This window comes from Spirosoma migulaei, assembly GCF_054776855.1.
The window spans coordinates 8,623-32,693 of the sequence record NZ_BAAHBG010000047.1 but is presented as its reverse complement, the minus strand read 5'-3'; the positions used below and the strand labels follow the sequence as shown (position 1 = coordinate 32,693).

Annotated in this window: 25 protein-coding genes and 1 pseudogene; 17 read left to right on the top strand and 9 right to left on the bottom strand. The window is 45.2% G+C overall.

Features of this window, described 5'->3' with window-relative positions; genetic code table 11:
* Positions 1-59 precede the first annotated feature (59 nt).
* The 7 genes from ACYVGO_RS38215 to ACYVGO_RS38185 form a co-directional block, all read right to left on the bottom strand.
* Positions 60-1,031, bottom strand: coding sequence for an alpha/beta fold hydrolase (locus ACYVGO_RS38215; protein ID WP_460974061.1), 972 nt, complete (start codon positions 1,029-1,031; stop codon positions 60-62).
* A gap of 115 nt (positions 1,032-1,146) precedes the next feature.
* A complete protein-coding gene (locus ACYVGO_RS38210) occupies positions 1,147-3,723 on the bottom strand; it encodes a penicillin-binding protein 1A (protein WP_460974059.1) in 2,577 nt (858 codons plus the stop codon).
* 293 nt (positions 3,724-4,016) lie between these two features.
* Positions 4,017-4,487, bottom strand: a complete 471-nt coding sequence (msrB, locus tag ACYVGO_RS38205; RefSeq protein WP_460974058.1) for a peptide-methionine (R)-S-oxide reductase MsrB — start codon at positions 4,485-4,487, stop codon at positions 4,017-4,019.
* Between the two features lie 192 nt (positions 4,488-4,679).
* Entirely contained in the window at positions 4,680-6,239 is a 1,560-nt protein-coding gene (locus tag ACYVGO_RS38200) for a hypothetical protein (RefSeq protein WP_460974057.1), read from the bottom strand.
* A 118-nt stretch (positions 6,240-6,357) separates the two neighbouring features.
* Positions 6,358-7,191, bottom strand: coding sequence for an anti-sigma factor (locus tag ACYVGO_RS38195; protein WP_460974056.1), 834 nt, complete (start codon positions 7,189-7,191; stop codon positions 6,358-6,360).
* A 19-nt stretch (positions 7,192-7,210) separates the two neighbouring features.
* Complete coding sequence (locus ACYVGO_RS38190) at positions 7,211-7,762, bottom strand: RNA polymerase sigma factor (protein WP_142774256.1); 552 nt, start codon at positions 7,760-7,762, stop codon at positions 7,211-7,213.
* Between the two features lie 216 nt (positions 7,763-7,978).
* On the bottom strand, positions 7,979-8,950 hold the full coding sequence (locus ACYVGO_RS38185) for a fasciclin domain-containing protein (RefSeq protein WP_460974055.1): 972 nt from the start codon (positions 8,948-8,950) through the stop codon (positions 7,979-7,981).
* Positions 8,951-9,227: 277 nt separating this feature from the next.
* Between ACYVGO_RS38185 and amaB the strand changes: the two genes are divergently transcribed.
* Positions 9,228-10,763, top strand: a complete 1,536-nt coding sequence (gene amaB / locus ACYVGO_RS38180; RefSeq protein ID WP_460974054.1) for an L-piperidine-6-carboxylate dehydrogenase — start codon at positions 9,228-9,230, stop codon at positions 10,761-10,763.
* A gap of 108 nt (positions 10,764-10,871) precedes the next feature.
* Here amaB and ACYVGO_RS38175 read toward each other — a convergent pair whose 3' ends face one another.
* Positions 10,872-11,120 (bottom strand): helix-turn-helix domain-containing protein, encoded by a 249-nt coding sequence (locus tag ACYVGO_RS38175; protein WP_460974053.1) that lies wholly within the window; start codon positions 11,118-11,120, stop codon positions 10,872-10,874.
* A gap of 67 nt (positions 11,121-11,187) precedes the next feature.
* Here ACYVGO_RS38175 and ACYVGO_RS38170 point away from each other — a divergent pair, with 67 nt between their 5' ends.
* From ACYVGO_RS38170 to ACYVGO_RS38160, 3 genes are all read left to right on the top strand, one after another.
* Positions 11,188-11,754, top strand: a complete 567-nt coding sequence (locus ACYVGO_RS38170; protein WP_460974052.1) for a GIY-YIG nuclease family protein — start codon at positions 11,188-11,190, stop codon at positions 11,752-11,754.
* Positions 11,755-11,835: 81 nt separating this feature from the next.
* Complete coding sequence (locus ACYVGO_RS38165) at positions 11,836-12,999, top strand: tyrosine-type recombinase/integrase (protein WP_460974051.1); 1,164 nt, start codon at positions 11,836-11,838, stop codon at positions 12,997-12,999.
* A 600-nt stretch (positions 13,000-13,599) separates the two neighbouring features.
* Positions 13,600-14,076, top strand: a complete 477-nt coding sequence (locus ACYVGO_RS38160) for a hypothetical protein (protein ID WP_460974050.1) — start codon at positions 13,600-13,602, stop codon at positions 14,074-14,076.
* A gap of 180 nt (positions 14,077-14,256) precedes the next feature.
* On the opposite strand, the gene ACYVGO_RS38155 is transcribed toward ACYVGO_RS38160, so the two are convergent.
* Entirely contained in the window at positions 14,257-14,430 is a 174-nt protein-coding gene (locus tag ACYVGO_RS38155) for a hypothetical protein (RefSeq protein WP_460974049.1), read from the bottom strand.
* A 91-nt stretch (positions 14,431-14,521) separates the two neighbouring features.
* Here ACYVGO_RS38155 and ACYVGO_RS38150 point away from each other — a divergent pair, with 91 nt between their 5' ends.
* The 13 genes and pseudogenes from ACYVGO_RS38150 (at position 14,522) to ACYVGO_RS38090 (ending at position 24,038) form a co-directional block, all read left to right on the top strand.
* Positions 14,522-14,947 (top strand): DUF3592 domain-containing protein, encoded by a 426-nt coding sequence (locus ACYVGO_RS38150; protein WP_460974048.1) that lies wholly within the window; start codon positions 14,522-14,524, stop codon positions 14,945-14,947.
* A gap of 551 nt (positions 14,948-15,498) precedes the next feature.
* Positions 15,499-16,356, top strand: coding sequence for a helix-turn-helix domain-containing protein (locus ACYVGO_RS38145; RefSeq protein WP_460974047.1), 858 nt, complete (start codon positions 15,499-15,501; stop codon positions 16,354-16,356).
* A gap of 77 nt (positions 16,357-16,433) precedes the next feature.
* On the top strand, positions 16,434-17,609 hold the full coding sequence (locus ACYVGO_RS38140) for an FAD-dependent oxidoreductase (protein WP_460974045.1): 1,176 nt from the start codon (positions 16,434-16,436) through the stop codon (positions 17,607-17,609).
* Between the two features lie 203 nt (positions 17,610-17,812).
* Positions 17,813-18,106, top strand: coding sequence for a transposase (locus tag ACYVGO_RS38135; protein WP_460974044.1), 294 nt, complete (start codon positions 17,813-17,815; stop codon positions 18,104-18,106).
* The gene (locus tag ACYVGO_RS38130; RefSeq protein ID WP_460974043.1) at positions 18,100-18,255 is read left to right on the top strand and encodes a hypothetical protein; all 156 of its coding nucleotides are present in this window, start codon (positions 18,100-18,102) and stop codon (positions 18,253-18,255) included. The genes ACYVGO_RS38135 and ACYVGO_RS38130 overlap by 7 nt, the downstream gene beginning before the upstream one ends.
* Before the next feature lie 258 nt (positions 18,256-18,513).
* Positions 18,514-19,338, top strand: a pseudogene (locus ACYVGO_RS38125) (PD-(D/E)XK nuclease family transposase).
* Positions 19,339-19,470: 132 nt separating this feature from the next.
* A complete protein-coding gene (locus tag ACYVGO_RS38120; RefSeq protein ID WP_460974042.1) occupies positions 19,471-19,731 on the top strand; it encodes a redox-active disulfide protein 2 in 261 nt (86 codons plus the stop codon).
* A gap of 313 nt (positions 19,732-20,044) precedes the next feature.
* Positions 20,045-20,476 carry a hypothetical protein gene (locus ACYVGO_RS38115; protein ID WP_460974041.1) on the top strand — a complete coding sequence of 144 codons (432 nt, stop codon included), beginning with the start codon at positions 20,045-20,047 and terminating at the stop codon, positions 20,474-20,476.
* A 640-nt stretch (positions 20,477-21,116) separates the two neighbouring features.
* On the top strand, positions 21,117-21,650 hold the full coding sequence (locus ACYVGO_RS38110; RefSeq protein WP_460974040.1) for a hypothetical protein: 534 nt from the start codon (positions 21,117-21,119) through the stop codon (positions 21,648-21,650).
* A gap of 385 nt (positions 21,651-22,035) precedes the next feature.
* Positions 22,036-22,347, top strand: a complete 312-nt coding sequence (locus tag ACYVGO_RS38105) for an ArsR/SmtB family transcription factor (RefSeq protein WP_460974039.1) — start codon at positions 22,036-22,038, stop codon at positions 22,345-22,347.
* Positions 22,348-22,352: 5 nt separating this feature from the next.
* Complete coding sequence (locus ACYVGO_RS38100; RefSeq protein ID WP_460974038.1) at positions 22,353-22,853, top strand: SRPBCC family protein; 501 nt, start codon at positions 22,353-22,355, stop codon at positions 22,851-22,853.
* 250 nt (positions 22,854-23,103) lie between these two features.
* Positions 23,104-23,304: a DUF4177 domain-containing protein gene (locus ACYVGO_RS38095; protein WP_142774236.1), complete on the top strand. Its 201-nt coding sequence runs from the start codon at positions 23,104-23,106 to the stop codon at positions 23,302-23,304.
* Positions 23,305-23,669: 365 nt separating this feature from the next.
* Positions 23,670-24,038 carry a nuclear transport factor 2 family protein gene (locus ACYVGO_RS38090; protein ID WP_460974037.1) on the top strand — a complete coding sequence of 123 codons (369 nt, stop codon included), beginning with the start codon at positions 23,670-23,672 and terminating at the stop codon, positions 24,036-24,038.
* Positions 24,039-24,071 lie beyond the last annotated feature (33 nt).

The window sequence follows — 24,071 nt, the reverse complement described above, 5'->3', positions numbered from 1 at the left end:
AGCCTATTATCTCTCTGTGTTCTCCGTGCCTCTGTGGTTAATAGCTTTAGGCCTGACTCCTATAAAATTATCTTCTTCTTAATAAATTTATTAACGGCCATTGCCTTCGTTTTGACCGTTTCTTTTACATCGCGTCGGTTCAGAATGTCGAGAATGATCTGGGTCATGTACTCGCGTTTGTTGAATACGATGTCATGACGATTTTCGGGCAGTAAAAATTGCTTTACCCGAGCGTTGACCAGGTGATGTTGCGCAAACGACACATTTGTTGGATACACGAGTTCATCGCGCTGACCATGCAGCATGGTGATGTTTGCCCGGATTTTAGGCCAATCGGGCAGGATCGCTTCCAGGGCTTTTCGGTGCGCTAATTTTTCGTCGTTTGCTAGCCGGAGCAGGGGAGGAACACCCCAATGAATCAGCGGACTGTCGGCGAAATAGCTGATTGAATACGTCCGTTCCAGGCCAGGGCCTAATGCCGACGAAACAAACACGACATGATCAACCCGATCCGGATTGTTCATGGCTAGTCGGGCCGATACTGACCCACCATACGATGAGCCAACAATCATTAAATAAGGTGCTTTTTTGTAGCGGTCAATGAGGGGTTGTAATAGTTCGGCCTGTCGGATAATCGACGTTTCAACCCGACCGAAATCAGAATAACCATAACCCGGCCGGTCTACCGCAACTAACTGAGCCCGGTTGAGAAGCAGGGTATCTTTGAAAAATTCATTGAAAAACGACAACGAACTAGGGGCACCATGCACAAATAAAACAACAGGCAGCGTAGAATCACCAGCAGGCCGTGGCGTTTCTATAAATCGGATAGTTCTGGATTCGTCTGAGTTTGTTTGCCCGCGAACCTGATACGAATGAACCGTTGGACGAATCCGCTGTCCCTGAAATTCTTCGATTAATTCATCATTTGTTTGCCGGGAATCAATAAACCAGGCAACCACTACCGTACCAGCCGCCAGGACAAATAGCGATAGTAACGTCCAGCGAAGGATTTGGGCAATGCGTTTCATAACAGTGTAGCGTGGATAGTCTTCCAGCAAATTACCGGCCAATATGTTCAGATACCGTATTGACAGAAACTGAAAAACAGATACAGAAGTTTTGTTGACTACCCTTTTTTGCCATCTACCGTTGATTACCTGTTGTATCAGGTGGCGTTGTTGCGTCAGGTGCTGGTACTGTTGGAACAAAGGTTGAGTCGCCAAACTCAGAAATATCCGTCGAGTCCGACTCTTCCGTCGTTTCTTCGTCGCCGGAAGGACCGCAGTTCAGGTAGTTTTTCGTAATACTGCCATCTGCCTTCGGAAAGGGCCCCTGTAGACTCTTAAACTTCGGATCAGCGTATACTTTCTCCAGAAAACGCCCAACTAGAGGCAGGGCTGTTTTCGCTCCTTCGCCAAGATCAGTTGATCGGAAGTGAATACTTCGGTCGTCACCACCCACCCAGGCGCCAACTACTAAGTTATTGGAAACCCCCACAAACCAGCCGTCGGAGTTGTTCGACGTGGTGCCGGTTTTACCGCCCATTTCGTTATGATTCTTGAACAGATCGAACGACCATAGATTTTGCGATGTTCCGCCAGACTCCTGCAGACCGCCCTGTAGCATATACCGCATCAGGAAAGCGGTTTCGGGGCTAATGGCACGCTTGTGCTGGCTCGTAAAGGTTTCGATAACGTTTCCATCCCGATCTTCAATCCGCTGAACAATGATTGGTTCTGTCGATTCGCCATCGTTGACAAACGTACAATAGGCACCAACCAGTTCATAAAGAGACACATCCGACGATCCCAGACCAATAGATGGTACGGCTTGTAACCGACTCTTGATCCCCATTCGGTGCGCGTATTCCGCTACGCGTTCGGGGCCAACCTGATCCGTTAATTGCGCCGTAATAGAGTTCACCGAACGCGCCATGGCCCGGCGAAGGGTCATATTCGAGTACGAGTAAAAGCCAGTCGAATTGCGAGGCTCCCAGATTTTATCTTCGCCGTTTTCCCGATATTCTTTTCGAAATGGCTTATCCTGAATACGGTCGCAGGGGCTCAGGTTGCTCAGAGTGTCATCGATAGCTGTGGTGTACACGAACGGCTTAAACGTAGAACCCGGCTGGCGTTTGCCTTGCTTTACGTGGTCGTATTTGAAGTAGTCGTAATCCAGGCCACCCACCCACGCCCGAATGTAGCCCGTACGGGGGTCCATAGCCACCATGCCCGACTGCAAAAAGTGCTTATAATAAGCAATGGAGTCATAAGGGGTCATTTCGGTGGAGTCGTAATGACGCTTATTATTCCAGCTAAATACCCGCATTTTGTACTTCACGTTCTTCATGTAATACATGATCGAGTCCGGGTATAATGGCATGAACCGGCGGCTCAGGCTTTTGTAGCGTTCGGTACGTCGGGCAACCGAGTCGATAAAAGCAGGAATCTCTTTGCCATCTTCATCCGTCCAGGGGTTACGGTCGCGCCAGTGGTTATCGAACGTACGTTGCAACTGCTTCATTTTCTCATCTGTAGCGTCTTCGGCGTAGCGCTGCATCCGGGAATCTATGGTTGTAATGATGCGTAATCCGTCCGTATAGAGGTCGTAACCATTTTCTTCACCCCACTTTTTTACATAATCCTGAACGGCATTTTTCAGGTAACTGGCTGGCCCTGAGTAGGGATTTTCCGGCGTGAAATCCGTTACCAATGGCAATGCACTAATGGAGTCGGACTGATTTTTTGTCAGATACTGATACTTGGCCATCTGCCCAAGTACGATGTTCCGACGTTCGCGGGAGCGATCTGGATTTTTGAGGGGATTGTAGCTGGTAGTGGCTTTCTGTAGGCCAACCAGCACGGCACCTTCCTGCACATTCAGGCTGTCGGGTTCTTTGTTGAAAAATGTCCGGGCCGCTGTTTTTAAGCCAAATGCATTACTACCGAAATCAACGGTGTTAAAATAGTAGGTGATAATTTCATCTTTCGTGAAATTCCGTTCCAGCTTAAGCGCCATCAGCCATTCTTTAGACTTGTAAATGACTTTCCGGATTAACGGAATTCGGGTGAGCAGCCCAGTGCTGGTTTTCCGGCGGGTTTTAAACAGGTTTTTGGCTAACTGCTGCGTAATAGTGGAGCCGCCCCCATCGCGTCCAAACGTAATCACAGCCCGTCCAATAGCGCGGGGGTCAATGCCTCCATGATCATAGAAGCGCACGTCTTCCGTTGCAACCAGGGCGTTGATGAGTTGTTTTGGAATATTTTCGTACTTGATCGGTGTCCGGTTCTCGGCATAGAATTTTCCGATCATCACCCCGTCCTGCGAGTAAATCTCCGACGCCTGATTGAGTTTTGGATTCTTTAACTCTTCCACACTGGGCATGGCACCCGTCAGGTACAGGAAGTTATAGTTAAGGATGAAGACATAAATTCCCAACGCCAGAAAGGCCCAAAGGAAGCCTTTCACGCCATTTTTAAGGTACGGGTAGTACCAGGCATCTGGGTCGATATACTGATGGATGAAGGAGCGAAGACGATCCCGATACCCGTGATAGGTATCCAGCCATGAGTTGACTCGTTCTTCCCCTGCAATTTTTACGATTTGTCGGCCTACTCCGCGTTTGACATTGCCCAACTGTTTCTGGCGTTGTCGAATCCGTTGTCGAAATGCTCCAAAAGCGTGCCGAACAGCGCGGAATCGCTCCCTATATTGACTCATGCCTTTCTTTCTAAGAATACTTTACTTAGCTCCATAATTGACTGTCTCCCGACAATCAGCCTCCTCTACAGGAGAAAATCAACTGGGTCAATCCAGTCCAAGTGTCAAAGATAACGTATTTTCAGCCTCTATGATACATAAAAGCCGGACTGTGTGTGCAGCCCGGCTGGTTATTATGTGATGGGAAGAAAGGAGTAGATGGAGTAAGGGGACGAGCGATATCAAGGAATACAGCTGTCATTGTATTTTCCCTCTCGTCCCCCTACCCCTGCTACTCCTTTTTTCTTCTCGTTCTATTTTTTCTCAAATGTCATAGCTACCCCATTCATACAATACCGAAGGCCGGTAGGTTTGGGGCCATCGTTAAACACGTGGCCTAAATGTCCTCCGCACACGCTACATAAAACTTCGGTGCGGACCATGCCATAGGATTTGTCGGAATCCTCCTTAACGGCCGTTTTCGAGATCGGGGTATAAAAGCTTGGCCAGCCCGTACCCGAATTGAATTTTGTATCAGATGAGAACAGGGGATTGTGGCAACCGGCGCAATAGAACGTACCATGGTCGTGAATATCGTTCAGGGGGCTGGTGAAGGCCCGTTCGGTGCCATGTTCGCGCAGAACGGCGTATTGATCTGGGGTCAGAATCTTTTTCCATTCTGCATTGGTTTTTACCACTTTTTTAGGTGGGGTGTCATCTGTAATACGGAAGCCCATACCTGCCAGTAAACAGGCTGTCAATAAAAGAAGCAGGGTATTTTTCATTGGTTTATGATTTAAATGTGTCGAGCCTGTATGATCCGTAACTAACGCTATAGCTACATACGGCATTACCTTAATATACGTTAAATAAGGAGTATTAAGTTTTGAGATTACTGTATTTATAACAAAAGTTAGGAAAAAGTGATTCTTTTAGGAGTACTGGATAGGAGTAAGTTTTTTTTAGCGTTCATGAACTCAATTGAGTTGTACTATAAATAAGGGGCCCTTTGAGTCTTGTATCCAATACGATGTATTCATTGATGCTGAATAAATTGCTGTGGCTGGAGAAAATAACGTTTGGTAAAAGCTATCTGTATGTAATGGATAAATAGCTATTTTTTTATCTACTTTAGATACCACATAATAATCATTAAAAGCTAGCCTAATTGGATTAATTGTAATGACATTGTTTACTATAAAAGAAAACGTGTTTATGTACTGTTTAGTATTGACTTGCAAAATCATTTTCTTGCATTTTTCCTCTACGCCCTCAGGAGGTATATACTGACCAGAAGCGTATAGTTTGCGCCAATGGTCAGCGTAATAGTTTGCAGTAAAAGGTGGAGATACATCTAGAATATCACTGTACTTCCAATTGAAAAAATGAGCGAATAGTAGGCGTGTATGGCTTTTAAACTGACCATTGTAGCGGCTATAACTGACTATCCAAAAAAGTAAACTGGAGAATAAAATTGCTCTAAAAAACGATCTGTATTTGTAAATATAATCAATTAATAAGCTATATGTTAAAGAAATAGATAAAGCAGAATATATCTTGTAACGGCTCACTACTAAAACACTACCTGGATCTCGACCAAGGCTTATAGCGGCAATGGTTAGAAAAATAAAGGCTAAACAAGATAGGAAAAATAATTGCCTGTTATTGACTTCAATAGGCTGTAGGATAAGCCTATAATAACTTATTGCTGTAAAAAATAGTATTAATAACCCTCCTAAAACTAATGATAGGATAGGAACGGTTTGTGTATAAATAATTCCACCTACTAGGCTAATAAATGTAGCTGTAAATTTGATAATATGAAACGACTCCTGAAATCCTTTTCCGGTGTTTTCGTCTAACGAGAACCCTTGCCAGTAAAAGAAAGCAGTGCCGCATCCCGCTAAAATCCAAATTGCACTACTATACAAATCTCTTTTATAAAAAAGTAAAATTATGCCAATGATAAACACATATAGACCATTTACGCTTGTGAAGGCTGCCAAAACAGCAATCAGTAAAGCTAATAGGTTATTTTTTGTATAGATTAATACGTAAAATGATAGCGATGAAAGAACAAGAACGCCAATATTTTGGATAGACGCCATCCCCCAATACATAAGTTCATAATGCATAGGCTGGAGCGCAAAAAATAACACAGGTATGAAAAATAGGATGTTATAATTTGTAAAGCCAGATTTAAAATATAGATAAAGAACAGGGAAGATTAATGCATTGCCCACTACTATCCACCACATGACATTTACATGCTGACCTTGAATGTAGTGTAAGGCTATAATCAGGAGACGAGGGATAACTAGCCGATGTTCATTATGAAGCGAAAAAAGGGTTTTAACTTTTAAAGTCCAATCGGGTTCGTGATAGATGTCGTAAAGAGATGAAAGTAGGGCTAAATCATCGGTAAAAGGAATATTTTCTGCATTAATTGCGATCATTGAGAAATACAGAACCCCCACCAATGTACATGCAATAAGCCATTTTAGGCGCCAGAGGGAAATAAGTAACTTAGTTTTCATAGAGGATTGGAAGGCAATAATCCTCAATAATCCCCAATAAACCAAATAGTAAAAAAGGTGCACTAAATGCTTAGTTTAGTGCACCTAAATATAAAAACAAGAAAATAGAGAGTCTTACTCAGGAGTTTACAGTTGCCAGGGCTAATAGCGTCGACAGGGTAGGTGTGGGGCTTCCCCCGCGGTTTTCAACTGTCACCGCAAACGCATCGGCCCGACTTACAGAGCGGTTCAGGCGTTGTATAACCGCAGTGCCATTTGTGGCTTCAAACACACCTGCATCGACCGGTTTTCCGTTAACCATCGACCAGAGCTGATATTGTTTATCGGAGGGTAAAGCGGGTAGTGAACGAACATCGACCGCTACCTGGTGCGTTCGGGTATTCCAGAGAACGAGCATGGTTCCCTGCGGTGCTTTCTCATTCCCCCTGAGTTCCAGTGTTCGCAGGCCAGGTTGGCGTAATAGCGCTAATGCCTGGCTGGTCTGGTTCTGATTATCACGAAGTTGGCGCATTTCCGACTGAAGCGTCTCATTTGCGGTTCGGGTGGCGGCCAGCGTTTTTTGATTCGTCCGTAATTGCGAAAGCAGGAATAAGGAAAATAGTAATAACAGTAGACCCATCGATGCAGCAACGACCCAGGTAGCCCGAAACGCTAGTCCTGTAGTAGTTTCGCCCGCAGTCATATCAACTGGCATTGGCCGAATGATCGTTTCTTTTTCGATAGGCTTCTCAAAATCAAGTTGCTTCAGCAACTTATCTTTTACGGAAGCCGGGGGCTCGACACTATGCAACAGGGCGTAGTTTTCGAGTGCTTCTGATAATTGGTCAAGTTCGTGCCGTATATCAGGATAAATAGACGATAGGCACTCGACCTCGCGTCGCTCCTGGTCGCTCACCGCTCCCATGACGTAAGACTCTAAGATACCAGACGCTATGTACTCCGTGACGTTCATAATCAATAAATTACGTTCATTATTTGAAGAGTTGTTTCAGTTCCTGTAGGGCAGCCCGGACCCGGGTTTTAACCGTTCCGAGGGGTAAGTTTAATTTTTCGGCAGCTTCTTCGTGGGTGTATCCGCCAAAGTATACCAGATCAATGAGCTGTTTGCGCTCAGGTCTTAACTGATTCACTACATCCTTAATGCCAATATGCTCTGGATTTGGTTGCTCCGTGTTATGCTGGCGATCAACAATATGTACGTTCTCTTCATCAGTTCGGATTGCTGCGGTAGGTTGAGTTTTGCGGGCACGTAACGAGTCGATGGCTGTATTACGGGCAACGTTCAGCATCCAGGTAAACAAACGGCCTTTGCTGGAATCATATGCATCCAGGTTTTTCCAGATCTTAACGAAAATGTCCTGAAGGAGGTCGGCTGCCTGTTCATCATCGCGCACGATACGCAACACAACACCATAAAGAGCCGGTGAATACTGATCGTAGAGCCATTGAAAGGCCTGCTGATCGCGCTGGATAAGCTTTTCGATCAGGACACTTTCTGACACTAAAGAGGACTGGCGTTTCACGCAGAAGGTATTAAGTTGGTCAAATATAGAGAGAATTTTAAAAAATGAACGGACTGCTATACGTCGACGATCATTATAAAACCAGGAAAACAGTGATTTTTCCTGGTAAATCAAACCGTATAATGAAATCGGTGCAAATGGCGTTGCACCGATTTCATTACAACAATAACTTATTTACACATTGTAAACCCATTATGTTTTTGTTTTAGGTGTTTTTTAACGGAAATCAGCTACACCCCCTTTGGGCATAAGTACGTTATCAACACCATATACCATTCCGTTGGCCTGAGGATAATCGGTATTGTCAATATGGATGGTACCGCCCTGCTCATCCGTTAAGGAAAGTTGCCCATTTTCTGCAATGCGAGCCGTGAGTACACCACCAGCAACTGTTTTTAGCTGTGCCTGCCCATTTCCTGCTTTAATTTGACGGGTTAGTTCATCTCTGCTTAACGACCCATTGAGCAGGTGATAGGACAAGAGCTGCTTTACGGCTGCCCGGTTGTTGCCGTCCAGCAGGCCCGCCTGAATGGCAGGGGGCAATTTCTTGAACGCATTATTCATTGGAGCAAACAGGGTATAGGGACCACTACCTTTCAGCATGTCGAACAAATCAGATGACTGAAGAACATTCTGAAGCGTTGTGTAATTGGGCGATGAGGCCATGAAATCGCCGATGCTGGTATTTCGAACCGTACTGCCTGCTCTAATCGCTGGTGTTTCGGTTGTTCTGGCACCTTTTACCGCTTCAATAGCCCCAGCATTGGCGTTAACGTTGTTTACGGCAGGTTGCCCAGTGGGCTGACTTGTTTTACTACCTGCGGTATTTGGATTGCTGCCAACGCCGGTTGGCGCATTGGTAGCATTGTTGCTATTGTAATTGGTTAGATTACTGTTATTCATCGTAGTGCCGTCGCTGGTAGAGCTCTGCCGATAACGCGCATCCTGGGGCGACGTATTGGTAGTACCGTTAGCAGTTGCCTTCGCATTCTGATTCAGTAGTCGCCGTGACTGTTTCATGGCTTTTTTCTGGCTACGAGATGCTGCTTTTGAGGACATGGAATCCGGGGCAATGGCACCTTGCGGGTACGTTGTTGGCGAGATGGTTCCGGTGGGCGTTGTCTGAGCCCAGGTGGCGGTAGTAGCCAGTGCGATTCCTATCGCAAACAGGCCGGGAAATTGGTTCATTTTCATAACGTTGGGTTAGAACGCTGATGACTATGATTTTTATGATTAGGTATGATTTTTTTAATAAAGTTGACAACGATTCTGCCTTTTTGATGAAATTTTAAAAATCATAATTAATCATATGGATCATAAAAATCGGCGGTCTATATGTTTTATAAGGGTGACCAAGTATCCCATTTCAACCAATTTTGGTGCAAAAAGTTTGTAAGTCTATGTGCATTGTTTGCGTAAAGGCCGGTAGATTTGCCCGCGTCTCAACAAACCACAAACGGATCTTATGCAGTCGATTCTTCCGCTGCCCATGCAGCCCATTAAGCCCGGTACCAGTACCGGTCAGGTTTTCTGGCCAACCGAAACTACGAGTAGTCATCAGTCTCTTGCATCGTACTCGCCTGCCGACGGACAACTCATTGCCCGTGTTCATGTATCGACCCGGGCCGATTATGACCGAGTTGTTGAAGCAGCCCAAACTGCTTTTGCTGAGTGGCGACTGGTTCCGGCGCCACGTCGGGGCGAAATTGTACGGCAGATGGGCGAACAATTTCGGCGCTATAAGCGCGAATTAGGCACGTTGGTTAGCTACGAAATGGGTAAATCCCTTCAGGAAGGCCTGGGTGAAGTGCAGGAAATCATTGACATCTGCGACTTCGCCGTTGGGCAGTCGCGTCAGCTCTATGGCTTGTCGATGCACTCGGAGCGGCCCGCCCATCGAATGCTGGAGCAGTGGCAGCCATTGGGCATTGTTGGGATTATTTCGGCCTTTAATTTTCCGGTAGCTGTTTGGTCCTGGAATGCCATGCTGGCCTGGGTTTGTGGGGATGTATGCATCTGGAAACCATCCGAAAAAACACCGTTGACTGCTTTAGCCTGCCAGCAGATTATTGGCGAGGTATTGCGTAACAACGATGTGCCCGAAGGCGTATCCTGCCTGGTTACGGGTGGGCACGATGTGGGTGAGTGGCTAGCCCGCGATCCACGCATTGCTCTGGTATCGGCAACGGGGAGCACCCGCATGGGGAAAGCCGTAGCCGAAGCCGTGGCCGGACGATTGGGTAAAACCCTACTCGAACTGGGTGGTAATAATGCAATCATCGTTTCAGAACATGCCGATCTGGATCTGGCCATACCGGCTATTGTGTTTGGAGCCGTAGGTACAGCCGGGCAACGCTGCACCAGCACCCGCCGTATTATTGTCCAGGAAAGTATCTATGACGATGTGAAAAATCGACTCAGGAAGGCGTACGCCCAATTGCGCATTGGTAATCCGCTCGATGAGTCATTCCATGTAGGACCCGTAATTGATCAGTTGGCGGTTACTGGTTATCAGGCAGCTGTCAACGAAATACGTGAATTAGGTGGGCGTTTTGTGGTCGAACCCGGTGTGATCGAGGGCCTTGGCTTTGAATCGGGCTGTTATGTTAAGCCATGTATTGCTGAAGCGAAAAATAGCTGGCCCGTGGTACAGCGCGAAACCTTTGCGCCTATTCTTTATCTGCTTAAATACAACACGTTAGCCGATGCCATTGCGCAGCAGAATGGCGTACCTCAGGGGTTATCCTCTGCTATTTTCACCCTAAACCTGCGTGAAGCCGAGCAATTCCTGTCGGCGGTCGGCTCCGACTGTGGGATTGCCAACGTGAACATCGGTACCTCGGGTGCCGAAATTGGGGGTGCCTTCGGAGGGGAAAAAGAAACCGGCGGTGGTCGTGAATCGGGTTCCGATGCCTGGAAAGCCTATATGCGTCGGCAAACCAACACCATTAACTATGGTACCACCATGCCCCTGGCGCAGGGTATTACGTTTGAATTGTAGATGGGTGTAGTAGTGGAGTAGGTGGAATAAGGGCGGTAAGTGCAGTGATCGTGTAGGACTTTGGCTAATTGACTCACCTCACATACTGCATTCACTCCACCTACTCCACTACTTTTCTGCTACTTCTTTTCCCTCGCCTGTGAGTACATACCTCATATTCATGGTTGGGAATTTACTCGCTATTTCGGCCAGCGACTCGCTGCTAAGGTAGGTTTTGTTGCCGATGTGCCGGTAGAATTTTTCCCGGCTATACCCTAATTCTTTCGCTAATCGGTAGACCGTCATATCCTGTGCGGCCAGGGCTTCTTTGAGCCATTTCCCCTGAATACTATTCTTTTTTTCTCGTCGTCCAGCCATAAAACAAAGGTAAAAAATATATGTATTTTTTGTTGTATATAAGTATTGTTTGTAGTATATTTAATACATGAAAATCACCGAAAAAACACCTCAAAAGTGCCTTGATTTAGGGCAAATTCTGGATGGTACGGCGCTATTTCAGCCTCATCCCTGCATCTATTATTTGATGAATGCCAACAATGAAGTTGTCTATATTGGCCAGGCCATAAATCTTCATGCACGGCTATTGGAACACCGATGTGCGGGTATCGACTTCGTCCGATTTCGCTATCATATGTGTGAGGCTAGTGACCTGGACCGCCTGGAGCAGGAGGCCATTGCGCGCTACAAACCCATACTCAGCAAGCCTCCGAAAGCCATATCGACATCTGGGTTTTTGAGCAAACAATTGATCTGTCTGAAACACAACATCACCCCCATTGCCTTTGACCGACTTCGGGAGGCTTTTAAACTATACCCAGCTTGCTCATTTGGAAATGCAAAATATTATAAGCCCGAGGATGTGGAGGCCTGGATCAGGCGCTTCAAAGGGCTGGTGGTATCGGGGCGGCATGTACTGCAGGCCAAACCAACGTATCTGGCCGTTGGGATCAGCACCCGAACCAAGCAGATTCAGCTATACACAAAACAATAGGCAGAGAATATGTGAGCCTAAACAATTCCGTGACGAATACGGGCTTTTGGCGTCCGTGGAACTGTAAAAGCCCGTATTCGTATGGTAACGATTCGTATTGATGATAAAGATGCTTCGTTGTTGGCGGTTTCCTTTCCGGAAGACCCCGTTGGCAATAATCTGATTCGTGAAATTCCCGGCAGACGATGGAGCTATTCGCGTCGATGCTGGCTTATGCCAAACACGCGGGCGGCTGTTGTTCAGTTGGGTCAGTTGTTTGGAAAGGATTATTGCCGGTTCGATGAAGCCGTAGTGCGACTTTATAAGCCAACCGCTACAACTGTCGAGGTTGAGAAAGCCACAAATCCTGCTTGGCCACCGGATGTACAACGGTTACCTTTTCGCCATGTTCCATGCTTGGGGGAGTATGACCGACATCCGGTTATCGTGGCCGTTTGCGATACGTTGCGTGTTCGGGACTATAGTTACAAAACACTTAAAAACTATAAACAGGCCCTTATTGCCTTGATTCGCTACGTTGTTCCTAAACCAATTGATCAACTGACCAAGTTTCAGTATCAAACGTACCTGTTGTTTCTAATTGAGAAGAAACGGTTGAGCAGTTCAACGATTAATGTGCACATCAATGCGTACAAGTTTTACTGCGAAAAAGTCCTTCAACGAGATAAAGAGTTTTATGCTATTGAGTACCCACGAAAGCCAACTAAACTTCCCATTGTATACAGCGTGGCTGAAGTGAAAGCGATATTCAGTGCAACAACCAGTTTGAAGTATAGAACTCTTTTCAAATTGGTGTATGCCACCGGCTTGCGAATAAGTGAGGTAGCTCATCTGCGTGTAAAGGACCTTGATTACAACAGAAGGCTCCTTAATGTCCGGGCTGGGAAAGGCAAAAAAGACCGAGTGGTCATGTTGACGGATAAACTGGAAATCGCTATCAACGAATATTTGACGCACTATAAGCCCACAATCTTTCTATTTGAAGAAGTAGATAACGGAGAACCTATTGCCAACCGTACTATTCAACAGGTTTACAGTGATGCGGTTCGATCTGCTGGAATTTCAAAAAAGGGTGGTATCCATACCCTACGTCATAGTTTCGCTACACATCTACTCGAATCAGGGCTTGATATTCGGTACATTCAGCAATTATTAGGGCATGAGAGTGTCTTGACGACTATGCGGTATACCCATGTGACGGCCGATAAGATTAGTACGCTTAGGAGTCCGCTGGATAATCTATAATTGGCTGCTCACATGAGCTAGATTTTCGGAGAAGTGGCCGAAGTTGTGATAAGCTATAGAATTTACGCTTCAATACATACCCTTGGGTAGTGCCAATAACGACTCGTTTATTAATTTTCACCTGTCCTCGTGAGTCGAAACGGTATAATTGCTTATCGTGTCCAAAGAAATAATTTGGAAAGCCCTGAATATCCCAAACCCGGTCAACCAGGTGCATAAAAGAAACTTTTTTTGCCATATTGTTTGCAAAAATAGAGCAGTGTATCTAATCTTGTGTAACTCTTTTTTGATTATTTGTTTATAATTACATAGGTATTATTTCGTAGGGTAACGCTTAATATTAATTTGCTGGTTATCAATAGTTTGATATTAAGTGGAGTTGCGTACAATACTATGTTAGGTGAACCGGCCAAAATGGGAGTCAAAGGCAGGTTACCTGCGACAGTGGAGCCGACCCGATGGGGAGCTTTTTGGCTTGTTGGGCGGCTCCGGTTGACAGGGATAACGCCCCGTAATTTAACTGTTGACAGCTTGTTTAGGTCGTGTGCGACAGGACAAGCTTTTTCGTAAGTAAATAAACCGTAACTTAATTTAAATTCAATGAAACAAATTGCAATTGGTGTTTTAGGCATTCTTTTGGCCTACTTCCTTATCAAACGAGGGGATAACTCAATAACTGAAGAAGCTTTTTTGAAAAGTGAAAACTTATGCAACAATGCAGTAAAAACCTCAGGTTATTTAGATTCAACCTATACCGAAACAACGATGAAAATTGCAAAGGTAAAAATGAAATTCTACAACTATTCGGCCACTTTTACAGCTCAAGGAAAGGAATATAAAACTACTTTTTCAACGACTGAACCTATTAAAGATGAATTCATTAAGCCTGTATGGTATGATAGCCAAGACCCCGAAAACAACTCAACTACTAATGCTTGTGAGCGTCATGAAGAAAATAAGTTTAAAAATGTAAGCTCGCACAAAGATGCCTTTTCCATCGGAGGCATTCTACTTGGATTAATTAGCCTAAGTATCACCTTTGGGGGAGTAAAAGGTTTGTTCAGAGGCAATAAGTAATGTTCCATCGGCAAGTTGCGTTACCAATCAGTATAGTTTGGATGGGTTGTGCATGGTTGTCCGCTCCGCGTAGGCAGGCTACCGCTGACAAGATGCTCGTCCCGAAGGAAAGTAGCAGCCCAACCTAATGAGTGTGTAAAGGTTCGGGTACATCCGTTCAGTGAAGTGACTCACCCACCATCAACACTCATGGGCGTTGGGTGAACCGGCCATAATGTATTGATAAGGCGGGTTACCTCCGACAGGGCGCACGTCTCGATAGGTCAGTTTTGGGCTCGTTGGTCGGGTTCCGGCTGACAGGACAAACGTTACTGTTAGGAGAATCAGACGATTATTCCACGTCGCGCCCGACATAGGAAATGACTTAGTAGATGAAGTTAAAATTTAAGAGATAGATTGTGGTTGACACAGCGAACATTTTTCAGGAAAAAGTACAATAAGTTTGATGGGATATTTCATTGCCTTACTTATCGGAATTGTATGCCTTGCGGTCTCGATGACACTCGGTTACAGGTCAATTACCCTCATTAAGACCGGTAATCGCACACTGGCGACAGTTGTTAAGTTAGAGAAGGAGAAAGCGAAAAGCGGCTATGTGTACAGACCTATTTTCAAGCTTAATACCGAAAATGGCGAAGAGCTACTACACACATACGGATTTGCCACTGATCCCTCTGATTGGAAAATAGGCGATAAGGCAACGGTATCTTATGATCTTTATGAGCCTGAAACGCGAGTGGTCTTAACGTACTATGGAGCATTTGGTAATGCCGTTATATGGCTGATGGTGTCTTTGCCATTAATTGTTCTTGGGGGCGGACACTTTGTATCCCGCCTTTATCTGAAGCATTATTTGTTGATGCCAAAGTGAAAGGCTGCTTTCCAGCGACAGGGAGCTCGTCCCAAAGGAGACTTTTCAGCCCAACATGATGAGTGTGTAAAGGTTCAAGGTAGTATGTTCAGTCAAGTTACTCGCTCACCATCAACACCTGCGGGTGTTGGGTGGGGCCAAACAGGTATAAAAAAGATGCATGAGTACCAGCCTCCGGTCGACAACTTGATTGATAGGGTGGCTTTTTTTACTCATTAGGCAGGTTCCGGCTGACAAAGTGAACGCCTAGTTAATGTAGGTTTTGACTTGTGGGGTACGCTCTGGCTACAGGCAGTATATCATTTAAAATAGCCCATAAATAGTGATAAGCCTGTCTCATTAATTCAATCAAAAATGGCAATCTGATACATTGATTTCTGAGATAACGATTTGAGACAGTTTTGTGAGATTTCAAATTTCTACTAAAAAACCGGCACCTATCTCTTTAAAAGGGCAATTCTATTCATCAAATAAAATACGAGCCAAGAAGGAATAATCCCTATATGCCTACCATGTAAGCTTACTGAGCTTAGCTTTGTGATCGCAATACGATGGCTCTCAAAAACAACGATATCCCGGTTATCAAGCTGCCTACTGGCATTAACGAAGGAATTATTATTGCCAGAGGGGCATTCGACGGTCCACACCCTCATCCGGAAATTCAGCGTGCTCACCGGGATGGCGGCTATTCATTTCTGTTGCAGCAAAAAGGAAGTTCTCAGATCGAGATTGACTTCCAAACCTACACCGTTGAAGCTCCAGCGGTGCTGTACATGCATCCTAATCAAGTCCACCGCTTAATTGCCTTCAAACAGGCTACGATCAGCAGTTGGATCATCACACCTGAAAATCTCCTGCCTGAGTCTCTACGCATATTGGAAGAGCTTGCCCCGGTTGACCCCTTGCCTTTATCAACAGAGTCGTTCGCTATTCTTGCACAAACCGCTTCGCTATGCATCCAACTTTCTGAGAGAAAGCAGGAGAAACTACATTACCAGCTACTGAAAGAAAGCTGTAATCTATTAGTCGCTTTAGTGGCTTCGCAGTATCTGGCCCAGGCTAAACCAACCCACAGCTACACCAGGTTTGACTTGATTACTAAAGCCTTCAAATCCGAACTGGAACGAGAATTTACAACCATCAAAAGTCCAGCCAGCTACGCCGAACGCCTAAACATATCGACTCCGTATTTGAATGAATGTGTCAAAACAACGACGGGTCATTCAGTGTCATATCACATCCAGCAACGTATCGTATTAGAAGTAAAACGCCTGCTTCATCATTCCGATCAATCGGTCAAGGAGATAGCCGCTGATCTAGGCTACGAGGATTACTCGTATTTTGTCCGGCTGTTTCGCAAAGTTGCGGGTATGACCCCTCTGACGTTTCGAGGCAAAAACCTCGATTAATCCTATACTTACCACGTATCGATATTGCTTGTACTTTCACTAGTCTGTTCCTTTGTAGCCACTAAACTGCTAGGCAAATGAACACTCAGACAGGATTAAATTTACTAGAAAACAAGCGCATAGCCATCGTTGGGGGTGGCCCAGGTGGCCTAACGCTGGCTCGTCTTTTACAACGCAAAGGGGCGCATGTGACCGTATATGAACGGGACTATAGCCCCTTTACACGGGTGCAAGGGGCCACCCTGGACCTGCATTATGAATCGGGCCTAAAAGCCCTTGACAAAGCGGGATTGCTGGATGCCTTTAAACAAACCTACCGGCCAGGCGCCGACAAAGGGCGGGTGGTCGATAAGCAGGCGAACATCCTCTATGACGATCACGGCAAAGACGAGGGAAACGATTTTGGCAACGAATCGTTTCGACCCGAAATCGACCGCAGCGATTTGCGGAATCTATTACTGGATTCGCTTCAGGCTGACACCGTCGTTTGGAATAGTCAGCTTGTTCAGATCTCACCAGGACAGGATGGCTGGCAACTAGCGTTTAAAAATGGGACCACCGTTACCGCCGACCTCGTTGTTGGTGCCGATGGCGCTCATTCCAAGGTCCGTCCTTTGCTGACGCCGATCCAGCCTTTTTATGCGGACACCACTATTGTGCAGGGGAACGTAGCCAATGCGGCCACAACGGCTCCAACCATTTATCAATTACTCCAAGGCGGCAAACTTTACACCCATACGCATGGGAAATTTTTACATGTATCCGCTAAAGGGGATGGTAGTATTGATTTTTACGTGAGTTGTCGAGTGAACGAAGACTGGCTGCAAACCAATGGGATTGATTTTGCTAATCGGCAGCAGTTGGTGGCCTGGTTTAAGCAAGAATTTAGCGGATGGGCCCCGATTTGGTTTGAGCTCTTCGAGTCAGTAAGCCTGCCCTTATTGATCCGCCCGCAATATTGCGTGCCTTTCGACCAAAGCTGGTCCTCGCAGCCAGGCGTTACCCTTCTGGGCGATGCGGCTCATCTAATGCCGCCTTCGGGTGAAGGCGTCAATTTGGCAATGCTGGATGCATTGGAGCTAAGCGAGTGTCTGACGGATGAGCAGTTTACTTCTACCCAATTGGCCATAGCCGCTTATGAGAAACCGATGCTAGCCAGAGGAGCTGAAGAAGCCAAAATTTCGATGGAGGGGGTGGAGTGGATGCATACCGAAGCGGCCAATGATAAGTTGGTAGAGTTGTTTAACGAATAATTCGGGGAAAGTGTAAATCAGGGTTATCTCATAATTTTACCAACCATACAAAGGGAATCGAACAGCCCCAGACAGTGGCTGATCTCACTATAGGCCGCCAAAAACTACGTCAGTCGCGCAACACTGAGCAATAGGCTCATAAACTTTTAGGTGTTGACCTAAGCAACATTCCCGGTTTTGGGCGGGATGCCCTGCTAACATTCATGGCCGAAGTGGGTGAATCCATTACCAAATTTAACTCGGCCAAAGCCTTTGCCAAGTGGCTGGGCTTCACCCCTACTAATAAGGCATCGGGCGGTAAAGTGTTGTCACGGAAGACCTTGATGAACAAATCGATCCTGCCTAATACGTTTCGGACGGTAGCTAACTCGTTGGGTAATATGAAGAAACCAAATCCGATGACGGCCTTCTTCAGCGGATTGCCTACAAGGCAGGTCGTATCAAGGCCATCACGGCTACAGTCCGGAAACTGGCGGTCGTGGTTTACAAGATGTTGACAACACAAGAAGCGTATGAGCCAACGAAACTGATACGGGACATAGCTCAACTAAAGCAAGTACAGATTCGCCAGATTAAGAAAAAGCTGGCTAAATTTGGAATTACCGATCAAGAGTTGGGCTTAAATGCGGCTGTGAAGACCGATTGATTATCAGAATATTAGACAATATTCGTACATTCAAATAGGAGTGAAAAGGCCAGAAGTATGGCAGTTCAGGCAAGTAACTCGCTCACCATCAACCCCTGTGTGTGGGTGTTGGGTGCGGGTCCAAAATGTGCTTGCAAGGCAGGTCACCAGCGACAGGGTTCACGGCTCGATAGGCAGGATTTAATCTTGTTTGGGGCTTATCTGCGATAAAGGGAATGTTCCGACAGGCAAGTTTGAGGTTTCCTGTAACTTTATGGGATGGAAACAGACGTTTACATTCCCATCATTTCGGATTACGGCTTCAAAGCCACCTTCGGTAACGAAGCCGACGATTTATTTCTTCGTACGGCGTTACAGGCACTAATCAAATCAGAATCGCCCATTCGGGAAGTGCATTTCGATAAGAATGCGTTTGAAGCGTTGACTATTGACAGCCGGAGTGGTATTTTTGATTTAGCGTGCACCGACGAAAATGGCAGTCAATTCATTGTCGAAATGCAATGAGGTCTGGCTCCGCATTTTATGCAGTGGATGAAATTTTACGCCCTGCATAAGTTTAACACTATTGTGGAGCGGGGTGAATTCGATTATGCCAATCTGCCCAAAATCTATGCAACCGCCATTTTAGCGAAGAGTATTTTACCAACGGCTCATTTTCATACGGTTGCCAATCTGAGAAGTGAAGCGGGGGAAATCATTGATAGCCAGCTAACGTTTATCACGGTAGAATTAGCTAAGTTTAACAAGCAAGTAGTTGAGATAGAAACCGATTTAGAAAAACTGGTATACACCATGAAGACGCTCCATACAACCGAACCGACGCAGTATCCGGCTTTCTGGAATGAGGAATGGCTACGTAGGGCCATTGATGAGTTGTACACGCGCAAGATGACCCTTGAGGAGCGGGCCTACTTTGCCCGTGTGACAGCGGCAAATGCTGAAGCGGTGAATGCTGAGAAGAAGCGTATTGAAGACATTAAAACAGCAGCTATACATGGTGGCGTTGGGTGGTCCAATTCAACAGAAAAGCGCGTATTCCGTCGCTTCGGCGGCAGGCTACACGTCTCAGAAGGTAGTATTTAGACTTCAATTTTTTGATTTCGGTCGACAACGTAAACACTCCGCTTGGGATAGGTTGGACGCCCGGGTTCGGCTTCTCTGCGACATAGTAAATGCCCCAATAAAGTGACTTTTTCTTAACACTAAATTAGACAAATGAAAAGCCAGAAAATCCAAGAAATGAGCAATGAGGCTTTGCTCAAACGAAAGAAGACTACAGAATTTGTGACAGGCGTATTGTCCGGGATGCTAATTGTAGGGGTAGCTTTAGCAATATTTTTATGGGTTAAGCAGGGTTCTAGCGTTGCTCTCCCTCTACTTGTAACCTTTTTTGCCTTATCTCCTATTGTATGGATTAACATAACTGATTTACGTTCTGTCAAGCGAGAGTTACAGACTCGAAACGTAGCGGTTTAACTTCGCTCCACGCGGGTTAGTCGGGGTTTGGTTAATACAGGAAACGCCTTAACTGAGTCAAATCTAGAAGAAGAATATCGCGAACCTTATTGCTCTTGTTATGGAGCACTCACTGGTGTTGGGCCAATCGGTCAAATAAAAAATTTTGCTTCCAGGGTTACTTGTGCCAAAGCGCACGTCTTAGAAGGTAGGCTTTTAGCTGTCATTTCCAGTTTTCGTACGACAAAGGAGACACTCCGTTTAGGCGGGTTAGATCCGTTTTGCGATTTTCCTTTACTAGCACAGCCATCCCTACGAAAGTATAACCGTAACCATGCAGAATACGTTACTCTTGTTCGCTTTGCTGATGTTTGGCAAGGGATACGCACAAAATCAAACTTCGCCAGACACGATTCAGATTGTTAAGTCTCGATTCATTTTTAACAGATATGTTTACTTGCTAAACGGTAAGCCTATTGATATAGTCAAAATGGATTCGTTGTTCTTGAAATCAGGAAATTCAGAGGCCAGAAAATTTCAGAAAAAGGCAAAGCTGAATGCTTTTCTAAGCAAATCATTTGCCTGTCTGACAGGCGGTAGCATGGTTGCTATATATGCTGTTGGAAACAATAATTCATCTCTTTCCCGAGTCGTAGCCAATATTTTCAGTGGCTCTTTTTACATAAGCATTTATAGTAGTTTACGGCGGACTTATGTCGAAAAGAAGGCTGTGCGGTTGTATAACAAAACCATCAATAAGCTTTAAAGAAATGGCTCGTTGAGTGAACTAAAACAAAGCACTTACTGGGCAGATTTTTGGCTGACAGGGCAAATGCCCTGATTAGGCGTGTTTAGGTCGGACTTATAAAGCAGGCTTCTAATAAATCGAATCTATTGATGAGAGAAACACAATCGTATCGGATGCAATGGCGATTACATTGGCGTATCCTGGGGAAGGCAAAACCAACATTTCAGCGCGTCAAATTTATGGAAGACGACGAGCAGATTTTATGGGCTCTATTGGAACTAGAACCATCCGTTTCAATCCCTACTTCTTCCCGTGAAGCTTTTGTTCGGTCGAAGCCGCTTTTTGATCAGTTTTATCTGTCTGAACTATCAAAAGTGGAATTACAATCTGATAATAGAGTAAGAATAGACATCAGAAGATATGCTAACTTCTTTTCAAGGTTCATTATCAGGTATGAAGGGTTGAGTTTCACCGTTGACAATCTGTCAAAAGCAGATTATGAGTTAATAAGTCAGTATAAGAATGAATGTTTTAAATTTTTCAACAAACGGTAGTTAAGCTACTCGTTTACTTCTTTTAGGATCACTTACCAGCTATGACTGTACATTGGTAAGCGAAAGAGTTGTTTCAAGCGCGAAGGGCACAATCTTTTTGATAAATGAATGTTGAATCTGCACTAAACGACTTTTACCGTCAGCACGGATACGGTGAGGGAGGAGGCATCAACAGAAAATGGGACATGATTAAGTTTGGCCCCATTTCCTTGCCTCTGCCCAATTTAGAATCCCGACGCCGAAACATCTATTTGCACGACATTAACCATCTGGTGACTGGGTTCGATACAACCTGGAAAGGCGAAAGTTCGGTCACTAGTTGGGAGATTGCCACTGGCGGATGGGGTACCATCTATTTTGCCTGGTGGCTGACGCTTTGGGGCATGGCTGTTGGAGTGATGTTCTATCCTAAGCACAGCTATAATGCCTTTCAGGCTGGCTTGAGAATGAGGAGTGCCTTTACCAGCAGCCTTTCAAAACAAGCGATGTATTCCTTGAGGATAGATCAGTTAAGAAGCCAACTTTGCCGAAGCCAGGCCGACATTGTACTGCGGAATTATTATGTATGGGCAGGTCTAAGTTTACTAGTTTGGTTTGGGCCATTCTTACTAGGGATTGCACTGTATAATGTATGGTAATTTGGCTAGGGCAACCCACTGCTGACAAGCGGCTCCTCCCGCAGGAAGATAGCAACCTAATTCAAACAGATGTGTAAAGGTGCCATCGACTCGTGTTTAGCCAGCTTGCGCCCTCATCATCAACACCTGTGTGTTGGGTGATGGTCCAACAGGCAGGGCTCTAAATAAATATGGCAACACAACTACACACCGCACCGGCGGCTCAGTTCGCATTTTGTATTGCTGTATTGAACGTAATCCAATCGGTGAGTCAGTAGCAATTTTATGATGCCCCTCCAAGCCGACAATTCCAACGGATTTTCTTTCAAGCTGAAAAATTTGTGAAACCGAATGGTTGCACGTATATTTGCAATCATTCGGTTTCACAAAGTAGAAGTTATACACTATGAGACGAGATATTTTTCAGGCAATAGCTGACCCCACAAGGCGGGCAATCATCACTCTGATTGCCTTGCAGGCAATGACACCGAACGCCATTGCGGAGAACTTCAACACGACCCGACAAGCTGTTTCCAAACACCTTCGCATACTCACAGAATGCGAACTGGTGAAACAGGAACAGCAAGGCAGAGAGATTTATTACTCACTTGAAGTTGAAAAAATAAAAGAAGTTGATCAGTGGGTAAACCAATTCAGGAAAATTTGGGAAACTCGTTTTACGCAACTTGACGACGTATTATCAACACTTAAAAAATAATAAAGATGAACGATTTTACCGTTGACAAAACAACAAAGACAGTAACCTTCTCCAGAGAATTTGATGCCGACCTTTCGTTGGTATGGGATGCGTACACGAAGCCGGAAATTCTTGATCAATGGTGGGCACCCAAACCCTGGACCTCAAAAACAAAATTTATGGATTTTGAAGTTGGCGGCCGACGGTTTTATGCGATGGTAAGCCCTGAAGGAGAAGAGCATTGGGCAATTCAAAAATACACGTCCATTAGTCCGAAAACCAATTTCAAACTGTTAAATGCTTTTGCCGACAAAGATGAAAACCCGGAATTGCCTGGTTCTGAGTGGGATTTAACTTTCAGCGAGCAAAACGAGAAGACAACAGTACGTATCAGTATTTATAATGAATCGCTTGTCCGCTTAGAGAAGATGATTGAGATGGGCTTTAAGGAAGGAACGGCTATGACAATGAAAAACCTGGAAGAGTTATTGGTAACTTTAGCACAACAAAGCGAGCGCCCCAGTTAGGTAGTTTTTGCTTTTTTAATTGGTAATTAGCCTGGTAAATACTCCATTTATTTGTTACAAATTGCCGTTTGTTGAAGCTTTAACAGGGGTTAGTTGGGGGCGGATAATTTTTATTGGGCTGTTTGGGGCGTCGTTGCGCGTTTCTTGCCCAGTCGTTTACCATCATAGCTTTGATTCGTTGGGTGGGTCGCGTCCGACAAGATAAATGCTCCGCGGTGGAAACATATTGATAAAACAAACTTGTAACCCAATGAAAGAATACAAAGTTGAAGCCCTGATTTACTACTCGAAATTAACGCTTGATTCCGAACATATTGTGAAGAAGTCTAAAGAGGAAATTCAGGCGAAGCTTGATCAATACGCTTCCCAAGGGTACAGATTAACGTCGACATCGTCCACTAATTTTGGCGCTGCAGTCTATATCTATCTGTATTTTGAAAAAGATAGTTAACGATTTTTTTGCTCCTCGTAGGCGGCTTCCTGGCGACAGGTTGCTTGCCCCTGGAGGCAGGTTTTCAGCCCAACAGCCACCGTGTTCGCACGCCAACGAACCCAGAAGTACTGTTAACTTATAATTATAAGTTAACAGTACTTCTGGGAAAGGGTGTAAAGGTCCAGAGTACGTTCGTAATTTTTAGTAACTTGTTTGCCATCAACCATGTTGGGTGTTAGCTGAACAAAATAAGCATTCGAAAAACGAGTGTTCTGGGTGACAATGTAACCGCCTTACTTGGGCAGGTTTTGGTTTCTTTCGTAGGTATTTTTGTTTTTAGAACGATCTTGGTAGGTTTAACGACTGAACTGAATCAAGCAATTATGGATGAAAAGCAATTACTGGAAGATAGTCTCCTAAAGGTATGGAGTGAACGTAACGATGAACAGCGGCTCGAAGTAATGCAACAGATTTATGCCGATGACATCATTTTTTATGAAACCGATAAGGGGGAAGCTATTGAAGGACATCGGGCGATTGATGAACTGATCAAAACACTACAAACCCAATGGCCACCTGAATTCGTCTTTGCTATCACTAAGCCAGTTGTAATCAATCATGGCGTTAGTCACGTATCGTGGACACTTGGCGCAGCTCATGCAACACCTATTGCCAGCGGTATGGATATTGCCATCGTTGAGGATGGACTTATTAAAGAGCTGTATCTGTATTTAGACGGTCCCACTAGTTGATTTAGCTTAGCGGCTCAAGCGTTTTTGTCCGCT